An 18,817-nucleotide genomic window follows, 5' to 3' on the forward strand; every position below is an offset into this window, starting at 1 on the left:
CCCACGCTCCGCGTGGTAACGCATACCGTGACGCTCTGCGTCACAGCGGACGTGGAGCGTCCGGGGCGGCATTCCCACGCGGAGCGTGGGAACGATCATCGGTTAAGCGCTGATACCGTGTCCTTTCAGGAACGCGATAAACGCCTCTTCATCCATCACTTTCACGCCCAGTTCGTTGGCCTTGGTCAGTTTCGACCCCGCGCCCGGCCCGGCGACCACGCAATGGGTCTTGGCCGACACGGAACCGGCGACCTTGGCGCCGAGGCTTTCCAGGTGTTCTTTGGCGACATCGCGGCTCATCAGCTCGACCTTGCCGGTCAGCACCCAGGTTTCGCCAGCCAGCGGCAGGCCTTCGACGACTTTCTTTTCGCTCTGCCAGTGCATGCCGAAATCGCGCAGTTGCTTCTCGGCGTCTTCAGCCAGTTGACGATGCTCGGGCAAGGCGAAAAACTCGCGGACCGAATTGGCCTGCTTCTCCGGCAACGCCTGGCGCATGTCCAGCCAGTCCGCGTTCATCACCCCTTCCAGCGATTCGAACTTGTCCGCCAGCTTCTGCGCGCCACCCGGCCCGACCGAAGGAATGTGCAGCTTGTCGAGGAAGCCACCCAGCGTGGTGCTCGCGGCAAACTCGGCGCCCAGCTCGCCCTGATCCTGAATCTGCAAACCGTGGCCCAGCAGCTCGGTGATCACCTGCTGGTTGTGCGCATCTTCGAAGAAGCTGTGAATCTCGTGCGCCACTTCCAGGCCGATGTCCGGCAAGTACGTCAGCACCTGCGGCAAGGCTTGCTGAACACGCTCCAGCGACCCGAGCGAACGTGCCAGAACCTTGGCTGTCTCCTCGCCGACATCCGGAATGCCCAGCGCATAGATGAAGCGCGCCAGACCCGGCTTCTTGCTGTCCTCGATGGCGGCCAGCAACTTGTTGCTCGAAACCTCGGCAAAGCCTTCGAGATCGACGATGTCCTCGAACTTCAACGCGTAAAGATCAGCCGGCGAACTGACCAGACCTTCATCGACCAGTTGCTCGACGCTCTTGTCACCGAGGCCTTCGATGTCCATCGCGCGGCGCGATACAAAGTGAATGATCGCCTGCTTCAGTTGCGCACCGCAGGCCAGTCGGCCAACGCAGCGATACACCGCGCCTTCGCTGATGGTTTCCTTGCCCTTGCTGCGCTTGACCAGTTGCGTGCGTTCGACGTGGGAGCCGCAGACCGGGCAGCTCTCCGGAATCTGCACCGGCCGCGCGTCTTCAGGGCGACGCTCCATGACCACTTGCACCACTTGCGGGATCACGTCACCGGCGCGGCGAATGATCACCGTGTCGCCGATCATCAGGCCCAACCGGGCGACTTCGTCCATGTTATGCAGCGTGGCATTGGCCACGGTGACGCCGGCAACCTTGACCGGTTTCAACCGCGCCACCGGGGTGACGGCGCCGGTGCGGCCGACCTGGAATTCCACATCGAGCAGTTCGGTGAGTTCTTCCATGGCCGGGAATTTGTGGGCGATGGCCCAGCGCGGTTCCCGGGCGCGGAAGCCCAGTTCGCGCTGGTCGGCAATGCTGTTGACCTTGAACACCACACCGTCGATTTCATAGGCCAGCGAGTTACGGCGCTCGCCGATATCGCGGTAGTAATCCAGGCATTCGCCGATGCCCTTGGCCAGCTTCAATTCGTGGCTGATCGGCATGCCCCAGGCTTGCAGTTGCTTGAGGTTGCCGATGTGGGTGTCGGCGATGTCGTTGGACACCTGACCGATGCCGTAGCAACAGAATTCCAGCGGACGGTTGGCGGTGATCTTCGAATCCAGCTGGCGCAGGCTGCCGGCGGCGGCGTTGCGCGGGTTGGCGAAGGTCTTGCCACCTACTTCCAGTTGCGAGGCATTGAGGCGTTCGAAACCGGCCTTGGACATGAAGACTTCGCCGCGCACTTCCAGGGTCGCCGGCCAGCCTTCGCCGTGCAGCTTCAGCGGGATGTTGCGCACGGTGCGCACGTTGACGCTGATGTCTTCACCAGTGGTGCCGTCGCCGCGGGTGGCGCCGCGCACCAGTACGCCGTCCTGATACAACAGGCTGACCGCCAGACCATCGAGTTTCGGCTCGCAGCTGTATTCCACCGCCGCGCCACCGCCGAACAGGTCGCCGGCCGGCAGATCCAGACCTTCGGTCACCCGGCGGTCGAACTCGCGCATGTCGGTTTCTTCGAAGGCGTTGCCGAGGCTGAGCATCGGCACCTCGTGACGCACCTGGGTGAACGCGGTCAGCGCCACGCTGCCGACGCGCTGGGTCGGCGAGTCGCTGGTGATCAGTTCCGGGTTGGCCGCTTCCAGCGCCTTGAGCTCGTGGAACAACCGGTCGTACTCGGCATCCGGAATGCTCGGCTCATCGAGAACGTGGTAACGGTAGTTGTGCTGATCTAGTTCAGCACGCAGCTCTAGAATGCGGGTTTCGGCGGCAGTCATGGGTGTTCTCTCATAAAGCAAAAGAGCAGCCGAGGCTGCTCAATCTATTTTGCCGATTGCCCCTTTATTGCGAGGCAACCTTTTCAATCAACGCTTCTGGGTCAGGGCGCGACGTTCGAATTCAACGATGCGCTGACGGTAGTGCTCGATGGTCTGCGCGGTCAGGACACTGCGCTGGTCATCTTTCAACTCGCCGTTCAGTTCCTGGGACAGCTTGCGGGCTGCCGCCACCATCACGTCGAAGGCCTGCTTCGGATGACGCGGGCCTGGCAGGCCGAGGAAGAAGCTCACCGCCGGGGTGCTGAAATGGTCGATGTCGTCCAGATCGAAGATACCCGGCTTGACCGCGTTGGCCATGGAGAACAGCACTTCACCGTTGCCGGCCATGCTTTCGTGACGGTGGAAAATATCCATCTCGCCGAAACGCAGACCGCTTTCCAGAATGTTCTGCAGCAGTGCCGGGCCCTTGAAGCCGGCCGGATCGCGGCAGATCACGCTGATCACCAGTACTTCTTCGGCTTGCGGCTGATCTTTATCAGCCACTGCCGCCGACGATTTGGTGGCAGGCTCGACGAAATCATCGTCGCGGCTGCTGAAGCTCGGGCCGCCGTCCAGATCCAGATCAAGGTTCAGGTCGCCCTGGGCCGGACCGTTGCTGCCACGCTTGCCGCGCTTGGAACCGGATTCGCGAGGCTCGCGTGCTTCGCGGGCCGGCATGCTCACCGATGGCAGATCGTGTTCGTCCAGTTGCGGCTCTTTATGGGTATCCAGCACGCGGGCCGGGCCCAACAGCTCGGCGCTGGTGTCCTCGTCCGGCAGGTTGGACAGACTTCGGTCAAGACGGAATTTCAGTTTTCCCTTGCCGCCGCGCATACGGCGCCAGCCATCGAAAAGAATACCGGCTATCACAATGATGCCGATGACGATCAGCCACTCGCGCAGACCGATTTCCATGTAATCCCGTGCCTCTATAAAAAATGCTGAAAAATAAGGGGTTTACACTGTGCAAACCGCTTTAAAACGTGGCGCCAACTCTATGTTCTGACAGGCGTTTTGCCCACGTATACGAAAAATTGACATTAAACTAGCACGACCAAAGACAACTTTACACCGTCTGTCTCATTGGCTTGCGCGATTATGTCGATTGGCCAGCAAGTCGAAGCCGGTAAATATGTCCTACAGACTACAAATACCTTTTCCGACAGCGCCGGCTCAGGCATCCACCATCGCCATCGCCTCCTCGACATCCACGGCTACCAGTCGCGAACAACCCGGCTCATGCATCGTCACGCCCATCAACTGGTCAGCCATTTCCATGGCGATCTTGTTGTGGGTGATATAGATGAACTGCACGGTCTGCGACATCTCTTTGACCAATCGTGCGTAGCGTCCAACGTTAGCGTCATCCAGTGGTGCGTCAACCTCATCGAGCATGCAGAACGGCGCCGGATTCAATTTGAAGATCGCAAAAACCAATGCCAGTGCCGTCAGGGCTTTCTCACCGCCGGAGAGCAAATGGATGGTGCTGTTCTTCTTCCCGGGCGGCTGCGCCATGATCGTCACCCCTGTATCGAGTAGATCTTCGCCCGTCAGTTCCAAATACGCGCGCCCACCACCGAAAACTTTCGGGAAAAGCGCCTGTAAACCGCCATTGATCTGATCAAAGGTATCTTTGAAACGGTTACGGGTTTCCTTGTCGATCTTGCGGATGACGTTTTCCAGCGTCTCCAGCGCTTCCACCAGATCGGCGTCCTGGGCATCCAGATAACGTTTACGCTCGGATTGTTGCGTGTATTCATCGATCGCCGCGAGGTTGATCGCGCCCAGACGCTGAATGCGCGCGGCGATGCGTTCAAGTTCCTCTTCGGCAGCCTTCTCGCTGGCCTCGGCGGTCAGGGTGTTGAGTACGCCGTGCAGATCGTAGCCGTCTTCCAGCAGTTGATCCTGCAGGGCCTTGCGGCGCACGGTCAGGGCCTGCCATTCCATGCGTTGCTGTTCGAGCTGGCCACGGATCAATTGCGATTGCTGCTCGGCCTGGGTCCGGCGTTTTTCCGCGTCGCGCAGTTCGCGGTCGGCGTCTTCCAAAGCGATCTGGGCGGTCTTGAGTTCGTCGTCGACGCTCATGCGCTTGTCGAGCAACTCTTCGAGTTTGAGGCGCAGCTCTTCCAGCGGCGCCTCGCCCTCCTCCAGATTCAGGCTGAGCTGTTCACGCTTTTCGGTGAGCCGCTCGGCCTGCATTTCCAGACGTTCAAGGGCCTGACGCGTCGAATCATGTTGTGCACGCAGCGAACCCAGACGCACGGCCAATTGATGGGCGTGGTCCTTGTGCTGGCGGGCTTCCTGACGTACGCGATCCAGCCGCTCGCGCAGGCTGTCGCGCTGGGCCAGCAGCAATTCGCGCTGTTCGGTGTCAAGGGCCATGGCATCGAGGGCGTCCTGCAACTGGATCCGCGCTTCGCCGATGTTTTCGTGTTCCAGTTCGCGCTGCTCGGCGAGCTCGACCAGCTCTTCATCGAGACGGGTGCGACGCAGGTTCAACTGCTCGGCCTTGGCTTTACCGGCGGACAACTGGGCTTTCAATTCACCTTGCTGACGGGCTTCGTCTTGCAGCAAGCGACGTAGATGTTCGCGACCGTTTTCCTGCTGACGCTGTTGCGCGCGCAGGGTCTGCAGACGGGCTTCCATGGCCTCGACCGTGGCTTCGCGCTCTTCGCGTTCCAGATGCAGCGATTCGATTTCCTGGCCGCGCGCAAGCATGCCGCTTTCGGCTTCGCTGGCGCGGCGCACCCGCAGGAAGTGCCGGCCTACCCAGTAACCGTCGCGGCTGATCAGGCTTTGCCCGGCAGCCAGTTGGCCGCGCAGGGCCAGTGCCTGTTCAAGGCTGTCGACCGGTTTGACCTGAGCGAGCCAGGGCGACAAATCGACCTGCGCCTCGACCTTGTCCAGCAGGCTGCCAGCCACGCGCACGCCGTCATTGCCGGGGCTGAGCAAACGCAGATCGCCCTGGGCAAAACCGGACAGATCGAAGCCGTCAAAATCATCCACCAGCACCGCTTGCAGGTCGGCGCCGAGCACGGTTTCCACCGCCAGCTCCCAACCGGCCTCGACCTTCAGGCCTTCGGCCAGACGCGGACGCTCGGCGAGGTTGTGTTCCTTCAGCCATTCAGCGGTGCCTGTGCCCGGATCGAGCGCAGCCTGCTGCAAGGCTTCGAGGGATGCGAGGCGACCATTGAGGCGCTGCAAATCGCCCTGTGCCTGTTGCTGCGCGGTCAGCGCTTGCTGCAATTCCTGGCGCAGTTGCTCGAGCTTTTCGACCTGGGCTTCTTCGCTGGTCTGCAAATCTTCAAGGGTCGCTTCGGACTCGGCGAGCTGTTCGCTGAGCTCCATGATCGCCGCGTCTTCCGGATCGGCCGACAGCAGCGCCCGTTCTTCGCCCAGACGTTTTTGCCGATCGGCCAGACGCTCCATGCTGGTTTCCAGCTGCTGGATGCGCGACTGCTGCACTTCGGCCTGACGACGGGGTTCGGCGGCAGTCAGGTTGAAGGCGTCCCACTGTTCCTGCCAGCCGTGCATGACGGTTTCGGAGTCTTCCAGCGCAGCGGCGGCTTCTTCGGCCGCGGCGTTGGTGATTTCCTGCTCGGGAGTCAGTTGATCGAGCTCTTCGCCCAGAGTCAGCAGTAAGGTGCGGTCGTGGCCCAGGTGCGATTCGGTTTCGAGGCGTGCGCGTTCGGCTTCTTTCAGATCGTCCTGCAATTGGCGCAGACGCTGCTGGCCGTGCTGGATACTCTGCTCGACCCGGGCGATGTCGCCGCCGACCGAATAAAAGCGCCCCTGCACCAGATTGAAGCGCTCGGACAGGTCATGGTGACCGTCGCGCAGGCGTTCAATGGCCGCGTCGGCGTTGCGTTGCTCGGCGACCAGCGCTTCGAAGCTGATTTCCTGGTTGCCGATGATCGATTCGCGCTGACCGACCTGATCGTTCAGATCCTGCCAGCGCAGGGCCGACAGCTGCGCCTTGAGCTGGCGTTCTTCGGCTTTGTATTCCTGATACTTCTTGGCGGCCTCGGCCTGACGGTGCAGGCGTTCGAGTTGGCGTTCGAGCTCTTCGCGCAGGTCGGTCAGACGGGCAAGGTTTTCGTGGGTGCGGCGGATGCGGTTTTCGGTCTCGCGCCGGCGCTCCTTGTACTTTGAGATACCGGCGGCTTCTTCGATGAAGTTACGCAGGTCTTCAGGCTTGGACTCGATCAGCTTGGAGATCATCCCCTGCTCGATGATCGAGTAGCTGCGCGGGCCGAGGCCGGTGCCGAGGAAGATGTCGGTAATGTCGCGACGACGGCATTTGGCGCCGTTGAGGTAATAAGTCGTCTGGCTGTCGCGGGTCACCTTGCGGCGGATCGAAATTTCCGCGTAGGCCGCCCACTCGCCCAGCAGCGTGCCGTCGGAGTTGTCGAACACCAGCTCGATGCTCGCCTGGCTCACCGGTTTGCGGCTGGTCGAGCCATTGAAGATGACGTCGGTCATCGACTCGCCGCGCAGGTTCTTGGCCGAGCTTTCGCCCATTACCCAGCGCACGGCGTCGATGATGTTCGACTTGCCGCAACCGTTCGGCCCGACGACTGCCGCCATGTTGCTGGGGAAGTTCACCGTGGTCGGGTCGACGAAGGATTTGAACCCCGCCAGCTTGATGCACTTGAGCCGCAAGGTCAGGCAACCGTCAGGGCGGACACCACCAGATCGCAGCTGCGCTGGGCGTAAGCCGTCAGCACGATGCGGATCTGCGGCAGGTCACGGGCGAGGACGGCGGCGAGCAGGCGTTCGAACAGTTCGAGGAATTCGCTCATCTCGGCCTTGCGCTGCTCCAGCGCGAGGAAGTACGCGCGGCTCATGGCCGGTTGCAGGTTCTCCACCGTTTCCTGCAGGTACGGGTTATTGGCGAACGGGTACGCGGCGCGCATCACGTTGAAGCTGTCGTCAACGAAGGTGCGGATGTCCTGACGCTCGTAGCTGGCGGTCAGGCGCTGCTGGATCTGCACGAACGGCGTCATGTCGGACTGGACTTGCCAGCCATTGGCCACTGCGTTGCCGAGCAGGATGTACAACTCGCTCATCAGCGTGCACAGACTCTGCACCTTGTGCGCCGTAAGCTCGGTGACATGGGCGCCGCGGCGCGGCAGGATCGCGATCAGGTGACGGCGCTCGAGGATCAGCAAGGCTTCGCGGACCGAGCCGCGGCTGACGTTCAGCGCCAGCGTGACCTTCTGTTCCTGGATACGCTCTCCCGGCTTCATTTCGCCGCGAATGATCCGTTCGGCGAGGTGGTGAGCGATTTGCTCGGCGAGGCTGTCCGGCGCCTTGAACGTCATGGTTGTCCTTCAAACTCTTCGATCTGCACAAGCGGCGCAGTGTAGCGCAATGCGCGGTCATGGCGGAGTGCCCGCACAGCGGTTTTTGGCACGAATCCCGCAAAAAAGCGCTTGATCCAATGAGGGTCAATACTGAAGAGACACGTGGTTGAGCGACAAAACGGTTTTTCCTGACCTTTAAGTCAGAAAACCATTGACCGAAAAGTCAGACCTGCTAAATTCGGCTCAAGTCGCTCAACAACAATAATGAGTCTGCGAGGCCTTCCGTGATCCAGTTTTTACTTAACCAGGAACTCCGTAGCGAGCACGCCCTGGACCCGAACCTGACTGTGCTCAACTACCTGCGCGAACACGTGGGTAAATCCGGCACCAAAGAAGGCTGCGCCAGCGGTGACTGCGGCGCCTGTACGGTGGTGGTCGGCGAGTTGCAGACGGATGACGATGGCCGCGAGCACATTCGCTATCGCAGCCTCAACTCGTGCCTGACGTTCGTTTCGTCGCTGCACGGCAAGCAATTGATCAGTGTCGAAGACCTCAAGCACAAGGGCGAACTGCACAGCGTGCAGAAAGCCATGGTCGAGTGCCACGGTTCGCAGTGCGGTTTCTGCACCCCCGGTTTCGTGATGTCGCTGTTCGCCCTGCAAAAGAACAGCGATGCACCGGATCAGGCCAAGGCCCACGAAGCGCTGGCCGGCAACCTCTGCCGCTGCACCGGTTACCGGCCGATTCTGGCCGCTGCCGAACAATCCTGCTGCGGCAAGCAACCGGACCAGTTCGACGCCCGCGAAGCGGAAACCATCTCCCGCCTCAAAGCCATTGCCCCGACATCGATCGGCGAACTCAACAGCGGCGACAAACGCTGCCTGGTGCCGCTGACCGTCGCCGATCTGGCCGATCTCTACGACGCTTATCCACAGGCTCGCCTGCTGGCCGGCGGCACTGATCTGGCGCTGGAAGTCACTCAGTTCCACCGCACGCTGCCGGTGATGATCTACGTCGGCAACGTCGCCGAAATGAAGCGCATCGAGCACTTCGAAGATCGCATTGAAATCGGCGCCGCCACCGCCCTCTCCGACTGCTACGAAGCGCTGAACGCCGAGTACCCGGACTTCGGCGAACTGCTGCACCGCTTCGCCTCCCTGCAAATTCGCAACCAGGGCACCCTCGGCGGCAACATCGGCAACGCCTCGCCGATCGGTGACTCGCCACCGCTGCTGATCGCCCTCGGCGCGCAGATCGTGCTGTGCAAGGGCGAGACCCGCCGCACGCTGGCCCTCGAGGATTACTTCATCGATTACCGGGTCACCGCGCGTCAGGAAAGCGAGTTCATCGAAAAAATCATCGTCCCACGCGCCACGGCCGAGCAGCGTTTCCGCGCCTACAAAGTCTCCAAGCGTCTGGACGACGACATCTCTGCCGTCTGCGCCGCGTTCAACCTGCGGGTCGAGAACGGCGTGATCACCGACGCCCGCGTCGCCTTCGGCGGCATGGCCGCGATCCCGAAACGCGCCGCTCATTGCGAAGCCGTGCTGCTCGGTCAGCCGTTCAACAACGCAGTGGTGGAACGCGCCTGCACCGCACTGGGCGAGGATTTCACCCCGCTCTCGGACTTCCGCGCCAGTAAGGAATACCGCCTGCTCAGCGCGCAGAACCTGCTGCGCAAATACTTCATCGAACTGCAAACACCGCACATCGAGACTCGGGTGACCGCTTATGTCTAACCATCACGGCGTAGAGAAAACTCAAGCTGAACTGGCTGAATTGTTCGCCAAGGACCTGACCACCGGTGTCGGCCGCAGCGTCAAGCACGACAGCGCCGCCAAGCATGTGTCCGGTGAAGCGCAGTACATCGATGACCGCCTGGAATTCCCCAACCAGTTGCACGTTTACGCGCGGCTGTCGGATCGCGCCCACGCGAAAATCATCAGCATCGACACCCAGCCCTGCTACGCCTTCGAAGGCGTGCGCATCGCCATCACCCACGAAGACGTGCCGGGCCTGAAAGACATCGGCCCGCTGCTGCCGGGCGATCCGCTGCTGGCCATCGATGACGTGCAGTTCGTCGGTCAACCGGTGCTGGCCGTTGCCGCGAAAGACCTGGAAACCGCACGCAAAGCCGCCATGGCTGCGATCATCGAATACGAAGATCTGGAACCGGTGCTGGACGTGGTCGAAGCCCTGCGCAAGCGCCACTTCGTGCTCGACAGCCACACCCATCAGCGCGGCGATTCGACCACGGCTCTGGCCACGGCCGAACATCGCATTCAAGGCACGCTGCACATCGGCGGCCAGGAACACTTCTATCTGGAGACCCACATCTCCTCGGTGATGCCGACCGAAGACGGCGGCATGATCGTCTACTGCTCGACCCAGAACCCCACCGAAGTGCAGAAACTGGTGGCCGAAGTCCTCGACGTGTCGATGAACAAGATCGTGGTCGACATGCGCCGCATGGGCGGTGGCTTTGGCGGCAAGGAAACCCAGGCCGCCAGCCCGGCGTGCCTGTGCGCAGTGATCGCGCACCTCACCGGCCAGCCGACCAAGATGCGCCTGCCACGGGTCGAAGACATGCTGATGACCGGCAAGCGCCACCCGTTCTACGTCGAGTACGACGTCGGCTTCGACAGCACCGGGCGCCTGCACGGGATCGCCATGGATCTGGCCGGTAACTGCGGTTGCTCGCCTGACCTGTCGGCCTCGATTGTCGACCGGGCGATGTTCCACTCGGACAACTCGTACTACCTCGGCGATGCGACCATCAACGGTCACCGCTGCAAGACCAACACCGCGTCGAACACTGCCTACCGTGGTTTCGGCGGCCCGCAAGGGATGGTCGCGATCGAAGAAGTGATGGACGCCATCGCCCGTCACCTCAACCTCGATCCGCTGGCCGTGCGCAAGGCCAACTATTACGGCAAGACCGAGCGCAACGTCACCCATTACTACCAGACCGTCGAGCACAACATGCTCGAAGAGATGACCGCCGAACTGGAAGAAAGCAGCCAGTACGCCGAGCGCCGCGAAGCGATCCGTCGCTACAACGCCAACAGCCCGATCCTGAAAAAAGGCCTGGCGCTGACCCCGGTAAAATTCGGCATTTCCTTCACCGCCAGTTTCCTCAACCAGGCAGGTGCCTTGGTGCACGTCTACACCGACGGCAGCATTCACCTGAACCACGGCGGCACGGAAATGGGCCAGGGCCTGAACACCAAAGTCGCGCAGGTCGTGGCCGAAGTGTTCCAGGTGGAAATGGACCGCGTGCAGATCACTGCGACCAACACCGACAAGGTGCCGAACACCTCGCCAACCGCGGCCTCCAGCGGCGCCGACCTGAACGGCAAAGCCGCGCAGAACGCTGCCGAGATCATCAAGCAGCGACTGGTCGAATTCGCCGCGCGGCACTACAAGGTCAGCGAAGAGGACGTGGAATTCCACAACGGCCACGTGCGGGTTCGTGACCATATCCTGACCTTTGAAGCGCTGATCCAGCTGGCGTATTTCAATCAGGTGTCGCTGTCGAGCACCGGGTTCTACAAGACCCCGAAAATCTACTACGACCGCAGCCAGGCCCGTGGTCGGCCGTTCTACTACTTCGCCTTCGGCGCGGCGTGCTGCGAGGTGATCGTCGACACCTTGACCGGCGAGTACAAGATGCTGCGTACCGACATCCTCCATGACGTCGGCGCCTCGCTGAACCCGGCCATCGACATCGGCCAGGTCGAGGGTGGTTTTGTTCAGGGCATGGGCTGGCTGACCATGGAAGAACTGGTGTGGAACAACAAGGGCAAGCTGATGACCAACGGCCCGGCCAGCTACAAGATCCCGGCCGTGGCGGACATGCCGCTGGACCTGCGGGTGAAGCTGGTGGAAAACCGCAAGAACCCGGAAGACACGGTGTTCCACTCCAAGGCTGTGGGTGAGCCACCGTTCATGCTCGGCATCGCTGCGTGGTGCGCGATCAAGGATGCGGTGGCCAGCCTTGGTGACTACAAGCATCAACCGAAGATCGACGCGCCGGCGACCCCGGAGCGGGTGTTGTGGGGTTGCGAGCAGATGCGCCAGCTCAAGGCGGTGAAAGCCGTAGAAGCTGAAACCGAGTTGGCTCCGCTCTAAGACCGAGGTGCGGCCTTCGCGGGCAAGCCCGCTCCCACAGTGATATGCGCTGACTGTTGGACTTGTGCAAATTCAATGTGGGAGCGGGCTTGCTCGCGAAGAGGCCCGAACAGACAACGACAGATGTCGAGGTGAACATGTACAACTGGATCGACGCCCTCGCCGACCTGCAGAACCAGGGCGAACCCTGCGTTCTGGTGACGATCATCGAAGAGCTCGGCTCGACGCCGCGCAATGCCGGCTCGAAGATGGTCGTCAGCGCCCGCCAGACGTTCGACACCATCGGTGGCGGGCACCTGGAATACAAAGCCATGCAGATCGCTCGCGAGATGCTCGCCAGCGGCAAGCAGGAAACCCATCTGGAGCGCTTCAGCCTCGGCGCCAGCCTCGGTCAGTGCTGCGGCGGCGCCACAGTGCTGTTGTTCGAACCGATGGGCCAGGTGCAGGCGCAGATCGCCGTGTTCGGCGCCGGCCATGTCGGTCGCGCGCTGGTACCCTTGCTCGCCAGCCTGCCCTGCCGGGTGCGCTGGATCGATTCCCGGGAAGAGGAATTCCCCGAGCAGATTCCCCACGGCGTGCGCAAAATCGTCGCCGAGGAGCCTGTGGATGAAATCGACGACCTGCCCGCCGGCAGCTACTGCATCGTCATGACCCACAACCATCAGTTGGATCTGGAACTCACCGCCGCGATCCTCAAGCGTAACGACTTCACCTGGTTCGGCCTGATCGGCTCGAAGACCAAACGGGCCAAGTTCGAACACCGTTTGCGTGATCGTGGTTTCGACGCCAGTGTCGTGCAACGCATGCGCTGCCCGATGGGCATCGGCGAAGTCAAAGGCAAGTTGCCTGTGGAAATCGCCATCTCCATCGCCGGCGAAATTATCGCCACCTATAACGCCAATTTCGGCCAGCACACCGCCAGCGCCGAACCGATTGCCAAACTGCTGCCGGTTTCGCGCCGCAGTCAGGCCGCCACACTCAAAGCCTCAAACTGATTAGAGAACCCTCATGCCTCTGACTCGCAAAGCCTACCGCGCCGCCATCCTGCACAGCATCGCCGACCCTGCCGAGGTCGGCATCGAAGCCTCCTACGAGTATTTCGAGGACGGCCTGCTGGTGGTCGATGACGGCAAGATCAGCGCCCTCGGCCACGCCAGCGAACTGCTGCCGACCCTGCCGGCGGACATCGAGATCACGCATCACAAGGATGCGCTGATCACCCCGGGCTTCATCGACACCCACATCCACTTGCCGCAGACCGGCATGGTCGGCGCCTACGGCGAGCAACTGCTGGACTGGCTGAACACCTACACCTTCCCGTGCGAAAGCCAGTTCGCCGACAAGGCCCACGCCGATGAAGTGGCGGACATTTTCATCAAGGAACTGCTGCGCAACGGCACCACCACCGCGCTGGTGTTCGGCAGCGTGCACCCGCAATCGGTGAACTCGTTCTTTGAAGCCGCCGAGAAGCTGGACCTGCGGATGATCGCCGGCAAGGTAATGATGGATCGCAACGCGCCGGACTACCTGACCGACACCCCGGAATCGAGCTACGTCGACAGCAAGGCGCTGATCGAGCGCTGGCACGGCAAGGGTCGTCTGCACTATGCAGTCACCCCGCGTTTCGCCCCGACCAGCACCCCGGAACAGCTGACCCTCGCCGGCCAGTTGCTCAGCGAATACCCGGATCTGTACATGCAGACCCACATCAGCGAAAACCTCAAGGAAGTCGAGTGGGTCAAGGAGCTGTTCCCGGAGCGCAAAGGCTACCTCGACGTCTACGATCACTATCAATTGCTCGGCGAGCGCTCGGTGTTTGCCCACGGCGTGCACCTGTGCGACGACGAATGCGCGCGTCTGGCGGAGACCGGCTCGGCGGTCGCGTTCTGCCCGACCTCGAACTTCTTCCTCGGCAGCGGCCTGTTCAACCTGCCAATGGCCGAAAAGCACAAGCTGAACGTCGGCCTCGGGACTGACGTCGGCGGCGGCACGAGTTTTTCGCTGCTGCAAACCCTGAACGAAGCCTACAAGGTGATGCAGCTGCAAGGTGCGCGCCTGAGCCCGTTCAAGTCGCTGTACCTCGCCACCCTCGGCGGTGCGCGGGCACTGCGTCTGGAAGACAGGATCGGCAACCTGCAACCGGGCTCCGACGCCGACTTCCTGGTGCTGGACTACAACGCCACGCCGCTGCTGAGCTACCGCTTGAAGCAAGCCAACAACATTGCCGAGACGCTGTTCGTGTTGATGACCCTGGGCGATGACCGCACTGTGGCCCAGACCTATGCGGCAGGCGCGCTGGTACACCAGCGCTAATTGATTGCTCGATCGTTCCCACGCTCTGCGTGGGAATGCCTCTGGGGACGCTCCGCGTCCAGTGACGCAGAGCGTCACGGGCTGCATTCCTACGCTGAGCGTGGGAACGATCATCACGATCAGACGGACAAAAAAAATCCCCCGGTACTTTGCAGTCCGGGGGATTTTTATTGCCTGTCGATTCGCCTCAGAGCTTGACCGCCGGCCGCCCCGGCTTCTTGGTCTGCAACAGATGCGAGAACACCGCATGCAGATCGTCGGACGCGCTTTCCTCGTCGAGGTTGAGCTTGCTGTCGATGTGATCCATGTGATGCATCATCAGGTCCACCGCCAGCTCGCCGTTGCGCGCTTCGATGGCGTCGATCAACTGGGTGTGCTCGTCGTAGGAACAGTGCGAGCGGTTGCCGCTTTCATATTGGGCAATGATCAGCGACGTCTGCGAAACCAGGCTGCGCTGGAAACTGATCAACGGCGCGTTCTTCGCCGCTTCGGCCAGTTTCAGGTGGAATTCGCCCGAGAGACGGATGCCGGCGCCACGATCGCCACGGGAGAAGCTGTCGCGCTCGTCGTTGACCATCTGGCGCAGTTCGGCGATCTGCTCGGCGGTGGCGTGCTGCACCGCCAGCTCGGTGATCGCGCGTTCCACCAGACGTCGGGCGAGGAACACCTGACGCGCCTCTTCGACGCTCGGGCTCGCGACGACCGCGCCACGGTTCGGCCGCAACAGCACCACGCCTTCATGGGCCAAACGCGAGAGCGCACGGCGAATGATGGTGCGGCTGACCCCGAAAATTTCCCCCAGCGCTTCTTCGCTCAACTTTGTGCCGGGCGCCAGACGCTGTTCGAGGATGGCCTCGAAGATATGCGCATAGACAATATCGTCCTGGGTTCCGCTGCGGCCGGCTTTGCCTGCTCGCGGTTGTTTCTTGAGGGGTTGCAACTGTTCGTTCATGGGCACTCGAGTCGGGAAGAACTGCGGCGAATTGACCGTGACTGTAATACGGCACAGTGGGTCGCTGGCAAGTATCGCGTAAAAAACAGCGCGATTGTACACAATGGAAGGTGGCAACACGACTGTACGGCTGTTTGTGGCTTTGGCTGTATTGCAACGCTCCGTTACGTTTGAGTTTAGGCTTAAACCCGAAATCCGTGGCTTGAACAAGGAACGCCGCTGTCATGAACGAAATTACCCACACCCGACTGCGCCCGCTGGCGGACACATCGCCCTCCGCCATCGTCGCCGGGTTCATCGCGATGATGACCGGCTACACCAGTTCGCTGGTGCTGATGTTCCAGGCCGGGCAAGCGGCGGGCCTGACCAGCGGGCAGATTTCGTCGTGGATCTGGGCGATCTCCATCGGCATGGCGGTGTGCTCGATCGGCCTGTCCCTGCGTTATCGCACGCCGATTACCATCGCCTGGTCGACACCCGGCGCGGCGTTGCTGATCACCAGCCTCGGCGGCGTTACGTATGGCGAAGCCATCGGCGCCTATATCACCTGCGCGGTACTGGTGACCATTTGCGGCCTGACCGGCAGCTTCGAACGGCTGGTGAAAAAGATTCCGGCGTCCCTCGCGGCAGCGCTGCTGGCGGGGATTCTGTTCAAGATCGGCAGCGAAATCTTCGTCGCCGCGCAACACCGCACCGGCCTGGTGCTGGGGATGTTCTTCACTTATCTCATCGTCAAACGCCTGTCGCCGCGCTATGCGGTGCTCGCTGCGCTGCTGATCGGCACCGCGCTGTCGGGCTTCATGGGTTTGCTGGACTTCAGCGGCTTTCATCTGGAAGTCGCGACACCAGTCTGGACCACGCCGCACTTTTCCCTGGCCGCGACCATCAGCATCGGCATCCCGCTGTTTGTCGTAGCGATGACCTCGCAGAACATGCCCGGCATCGCCGTGCTGCGCGCCGACGGCTACAACGTCCCGGCCTCGCCGCTGATCACCGCCACCGGCATCGCTTCCTTGCTGCTTGCGCCGTTCGGTTCCCACGGCATCAACCTGGCGGCGATCAGCGCGGCGATCTGCACCGGGCCACATGCCCATGAAGATCGCAACAAACGCTACACCGCTGCGGTGTGGTGCGGGATTTTCTACGGGATTGCCGGGGTGTTCGGCGCCACGCTGGCGGCACTGTTTGCCGCGCTGCCGAAGGAGCTGGTGCTGTCGATTGCTGCGCTGGCGCTGTTCGGCTCGATCATCAACGGCTTGAGCATCGCCATGACCGAAGTGAAGGAACGGGAAGCGGCGCTGATCACCTTCATGGTCACGGCGTCGGGGCTGACGCTGTTTTCCATCGGTTCGGCGTTCTGGGGGATTGTCGCGGGGGTGCTGACCTTGCTGATCCTCAACTGGCGCAAGGATTGAGGCCTGGTTAAAAAGCAGGCATAAAAAAACGGCGACCCTCAGGTCGCCGTTTTTTTCAGTATCACTTAGCCGCGTTGATCGGCTTTTCCGGATACCAAACGTCCAGCAGCGGGCTGATTTCAGTAGAAGTCAGCTCGGAGCGGGTTTTCAGCCAGGCTTCAACAGCAGCGCGCTGCTCTTCGGAGACCGAACCACGCTTCTGCAGGCAAACCAGACCGAAGTCGTCGCCGCCGACATAGCCCAGACCGTTGGCTTCCATGGCTTCTTTGATGAATGCTTCGAGGAAAGCGTCAATGGCTTCTTCGGACAGGTCTTCTTTGAAGCCCAGGTTCAGTTCGAAACCCAGCTCTTGAAATTCATCGACGCACAGTTTTTTGCGCAGACGCTGGGAACGGTTAGTCGCCATTGGAACAATCCTCTTAAGTAATAACGGCCGGCACTTTACCAGTTTAAGCCGGCGATTGCCCGACTCTCTGGGACGTGCGTGCGACCGCCTGTAAAAAAATAACGAATTGGCGCCCTTGCGAAAGGCACAAGCTGTTACACCTTGGGGCATAATGCCGACACTTTCATGACCACTGAGGGCCTTTTCATCCATGTCCTCGTCTTTTTTCCCCTCGGCTGTAGGGTTTTATTTCATATGATCAAATCGTTGCGTCCTCTGCTCCTGGCCGGTCTTCTTCTGCCGCTGGCCCTGCCCGTCTCCGCTGCCACCATCAACACCGCCCTGACCCCCAACGTCGAAAAAGCCCTCAAGGCCAGCAAGCTGCAGCCCACTGCCCTGTCGCTGGTGATGGTGCCGCTGGACGGCCCGGGCACGCCGACCGTGTACAACGCCGACGTCTCGGTCAACCCGGCCTCGACCATGAAGCTGGTCACCACTTACGCGGCGCTGGAAATGCTCGGCCCCAACCATCAGTGGAAAACCGAGTTCTACACCGACGGCGACCTGAACGGCGGGATCCTCAACGGCAACCTCTACCTCAAGGGTGGCGGCGATCCGAAGCTGAACATGGAAAAACTCTGGCTGCTGATGCGCGACCTGCGCGCCAATGGCGTGACCCAGGTCACCGGTGATCTGGTGCTTGATCGCAGCTTCTTCGTGCAGCCGCAACTGCCGGAATTCAACGATGACGGCAACGACGAGAACAAGCCGTTCCTGGTCAAGCCGGATTCGCTGCTGGTCAACCTCAAGGCCCTGCGTTTCGTGGCCCGCAACGACAATGGCCGGGTGTTGATCTCGGTCGAACCGCCGATTGCCAGCATCAACATCGAAAACACCGTCAAAGCGCTCAACTCCAAACAGTGCACCGGCGGCGTGCGCTACAACCCGGTGCCGCAGGCCGATGGCAGCGTGACCGTGACCGTGGCCGGCCAGTTGGGCGAAGGCTGCAGCTCGCAGACTTACCTGTCGCTGCTCGACCACGCGACCTACACCGCTGGCGCCGTGCGGGCGATCTGGAAGGAACTGGGCGGCAGCATCCAGGGCAAGGATCGTCTGGCCCCGACCCCGAGCAGCGCCAAAGTGCTGGCCCGGGCGTTCTCGCCGGATCTGGCGGAAATCATCCGCGACATCAACAAATACAGTAACAACACCATGGCTCAGCAGCTGTTCCTGAGCCTGGGCCAGAAATTCCGCAACGACGCCGACGGCGATGACGCCAAGGCCGCGCAACGCGTGGTCCGTCAGTGGCTGGCGAAGAAAGGCATCACCGCGCCGCACCTGGTGATGGAGAACGGCTCCGGTCTGTCGCGTTCGGAGCGGGTCAGCGCCCGTGAGATGGCCAGCATGCTGCAGGCGGCCTGGCACAGCCCGTACGCCGCCGAGTACATCAGCTCGCTGCCGATTGCCGGCACCGACGGCACCATGCGCAAACGCCTGAAAACCACCGCGATGCGCGGCGAAGCCCACGTCAAGACCGGCACCCTGAACACCGTGCGGGCAATCGCCGGCTTCAGCCGCGACGTCAACGGCAACACCTGGGCGGTGGTGGCGATCCTCAACGACAAGGCCCCGTTCGGCGCGTCGTCGGTGCTGGATCAGGTGCTGCTGGATCTGTACAAGCAGCCGCGGACGCCGCAGACCGCTTCGGTTTTGTAATCCCCGTAAATGATTGTTCCCACGTCGAGGCGTCGAACCGTCCGCGTGGGAATACAGCCCGTGACGCTCTGCGTCACTGGACGCGGAGCGTCCCCGGAGG

At 61.6% G+C, this 18,817-nt stretch carries 12 protein-coding genes; 6 read left to right on the forward strand and 6 right to left on the reverse strand.

From position 1 onward, the window contains the following. Positions 1–102: 102 nt before the first annotated feature. The 4 genes from ligA to CAF90_RS26590 form a co-directional block, all read right to left on the reverse strand. On the reverse strand, positions 103–2,460 hold the full coding sequence (gene ligA, locus CAF90_RS26575) for an NAD-dependent DNA ligase LigA (protein ID WP_085609026.1): 2,358 nt from the start codon (positions 2,458–2,460) through the stop codon (positions 103–105). A gap of 87 nt (positions 2,461–2,547) precedes the next feature. Then, positions 2,548–3,414, reverse strand: coding sequence for a cell division protein ZipA (gene zipA, locus CAF90_RS26580; RefSeq protein WP_007951644.1), 867 nt, complete (start codon positions 3,412–3,414; stop codon positions 2,548–2,550). 258 nt (positions 3,415–3,672) lie between these two features. Continuing rightward, positions 3,673–7,161 carry a chromosome segregation protein SMC gene (smc, locus tag CAF90_RS26585; protein ID WP_085609027.1) on the reverse strand — a complete coding sequence of 1,163 codons (3,489 nt, stop codon included), beginning with the start codon at positions 7,159–7,161 and terminating at the stop codon, positions 3,673–3,675. Positions 7,162–7,163: 2 nt separating this feature from the next. After that, entirely contained in the window at positions 7,164–7,823 is a 660-nt protein-coding gene (locus tag CAF90_RS26590) for a GntR family transcriptional regulator (RefSeq protein ID WP_085609028.1), read from the reverse strand. 266 nt (positions 7,824–8,089) lie between these two features. Between CAF90_RS26590 and xdhA the strand changes: the two genes are divergently transcribed. From xdhA to guaD, 4 genes are all read left to right on the forward strand, one after another. Further along, the gene (gene xdhA, locus CAF90_RS26595; protein WP_085609029.1) at positions 8,090–9,544 is read left to right on the forward strand and encodes a xanthine dehydrogenase small subunit; all 1,455 of its coding nucleotides are present in this window, start codon (positions 8,090–8,092) and stop codon (positions 9,542–9,544) included. Further along, positions 9,537–11,936 carry a xanthine dehydrogenase molybdopterin binding subunit gene (xdhB, locus tag CAF90_RS26600; protein WP_085609030.1) on the forward strand — a complete coding sequence of 800 codons (2,400 nt, stop codon included), beginning with the start codon at positions 9,537–9,539 and terminating at the stop codon, positions 11,934–11,936. The genes xdhA and xdhB overlap by 8 nt, the downstream gene beginning before the upstream one ends. Positions 11,937–12,073: 137 nt before the next feature. After that, positions 12,074–12,931, forward strand: coding sequence for a xanthine dehydrogenase accessory protein XdhC (gene xdhC, locus CAF90_RS26605; RefSeq protein WP_085609031.1), 858 nt, complete (start codon positions 12,074–12,076; stop codon positions 12,929–12,931). Positions 12,932–12,944: 13 nt separating this feature from the next. Further along, a complete protein-coding gene (gene guaD / locus CAF90_RS26610; RefSeq protein WP_085609032.1) occupies positions 12,945–14,249 on the forward strand; it encodes a guanine deaminase in 1,305 nt (434 codons plus the stop codon). 187 nt (positions 14,250–14,436) lie between these two features. On the opposite strand, the gene CAF90_RS26615 is transcribed toward guaD, so the two are convergent. After that, a complete protein-coding gene (locus CAF90_RS26615; RefSeq protein WP_007952027.1) occupies positions 14,437–15,201 on the reverse strand; it encodes a GntR family transcriptional regulator in 765 nt (254 codons plus the stop codon). Between the two features lie 224 nt (positions 15,202–15,425). Here CAF90_RS26615 and CAF90_RS26620 point away from each other — a divergent pair, with 224 nt between their 5' ends. After that, positions 15,426–16,616, forward strand: coding sequence for a benzoate/H(+) symporter BenE family transporter (locus CAF90_RS26620; protein ID WP_085609033.1), 1,191 nt, complete (start codon positions 15,426–15,428; stop codon positions 16,614–16,616). A 61-nt stretch (positions 16,617–16,677) separates the two neighbouring features. Here the strand turns inward: CAF90_RS26620 and CAF90_RS26625 are convergent, their stop codons facing one another. Then, the gene (locus CAF90_RS26625; protein WP_007952029.1) at positions 16,678–17,022 is read right to left on the reverse strand and encodes a YggL family protein; all 345 of its coding nucleotides are present in this window, start codon (positions 17,020–17,022) and stop codon (positions 16,678–16,680) included. Positions 17,023–17,256: 234 nt separating this feature from the next. Between CAF90_RS26625 and dacB the strand changes: the two genes are divergently transcribed. Further along, a complete protein-coding gene (gene dacB, locus CAF90_RS26630; RefSeq protein ID WP_007952030.1) occupies positions 17,257–18,717 on the forward strand; it encodes a D-alanyl-D-alanine carboxypeptidase/D-alanyl-D-alanine-endopeptidase in 1,461 nt (486 codons plus the stop codon). The last annotated feature ends 100 nt before the right edge of the window (positions 18,718–18,817 follow it).

It is taken from the genome of Pseudomonas sp. B37(2017) (assembly GCF_002112885.1).
Classification (GTDB): Bacteria; Pseudomonadota; Gammaproteobacteria; order Pseudomonadales; family Pseudomonadaceae; genus Aquipseudomonas; species Aquipseudomonas paraglycinae.

Excerpts from the sequence above, each read along its gene's own strand:
- ligA (WP_085609026.1), bottom strand. The coding sequence starts at position 2,460 with ATGACTGCCGCCGAAACCCGCATTCTAGAGCTGCGTGCTGAACTAGAT.
- zipA (WP_007951644.1), bottom strand. The coding sequence starts at position 3,414 with ATGGAAATCGGTCTGCGCGAGTGGCTGATCGTCATCGGCATCATTGTG.
- CAF90_RS26590 (WP_085609028.1), bottom strand. The coding sequence starts at position 7,823 with ATGACGTTCAAGGCGCCGGACAGCCTCGCCGAGCAAATCGCTCACCAC.
- xdhB (WP_085609030.1), top strand. The coding sequence starts at position 9,537 with ATGTCTAACCATCACGGCGTAGAGAAAACTCAAGCTGAACTGGCTGAA.
- xdhC (WP_085609031.1), top strand. The coding sequence starts at position 12,074 with ATGTACAACTGGATCGACGCCCTCGCCGACCTGCAGAACCAGGGCGAA.
- guaD (WP_085609032.1), top strand. The coding sequence starts at position 12,945 with ATGCCTCTGACTCGCAAAGCCTACCGCGCCGCCATCCTGCACAGCATC.
- CAF90_RS26615 (WP_007952027.1), bottom strand. The coding sequence starts at position 15,201 with ATGAACGAACAGTTGCAACCCCTCAAGAAACAACCGCGAGCAGGCAAA.
- CAF90_RS26620 (WP_085609033.1), top strand. The coding sequence starts at position 15,426 with ATGAACGAAATTACCCACACCCGACTGCGCCCGCTGGCGGACACATCG.
- CAF90_RS26625 (WP_007952029.1), bottom strand. The coding sequence starts at position 17,022 with ATGGCGACTAACCGTTCCCAGCGTCTGCGCAAAAAACTGTGCGTCGAT.
- dacB (WP_007952030.1), top strand. The coding sequence starts at position 17,257 with ATGATCAAATCGTTGCGTCCTCTGCTCCTGGCCGGTCTTCTTCTGCCG.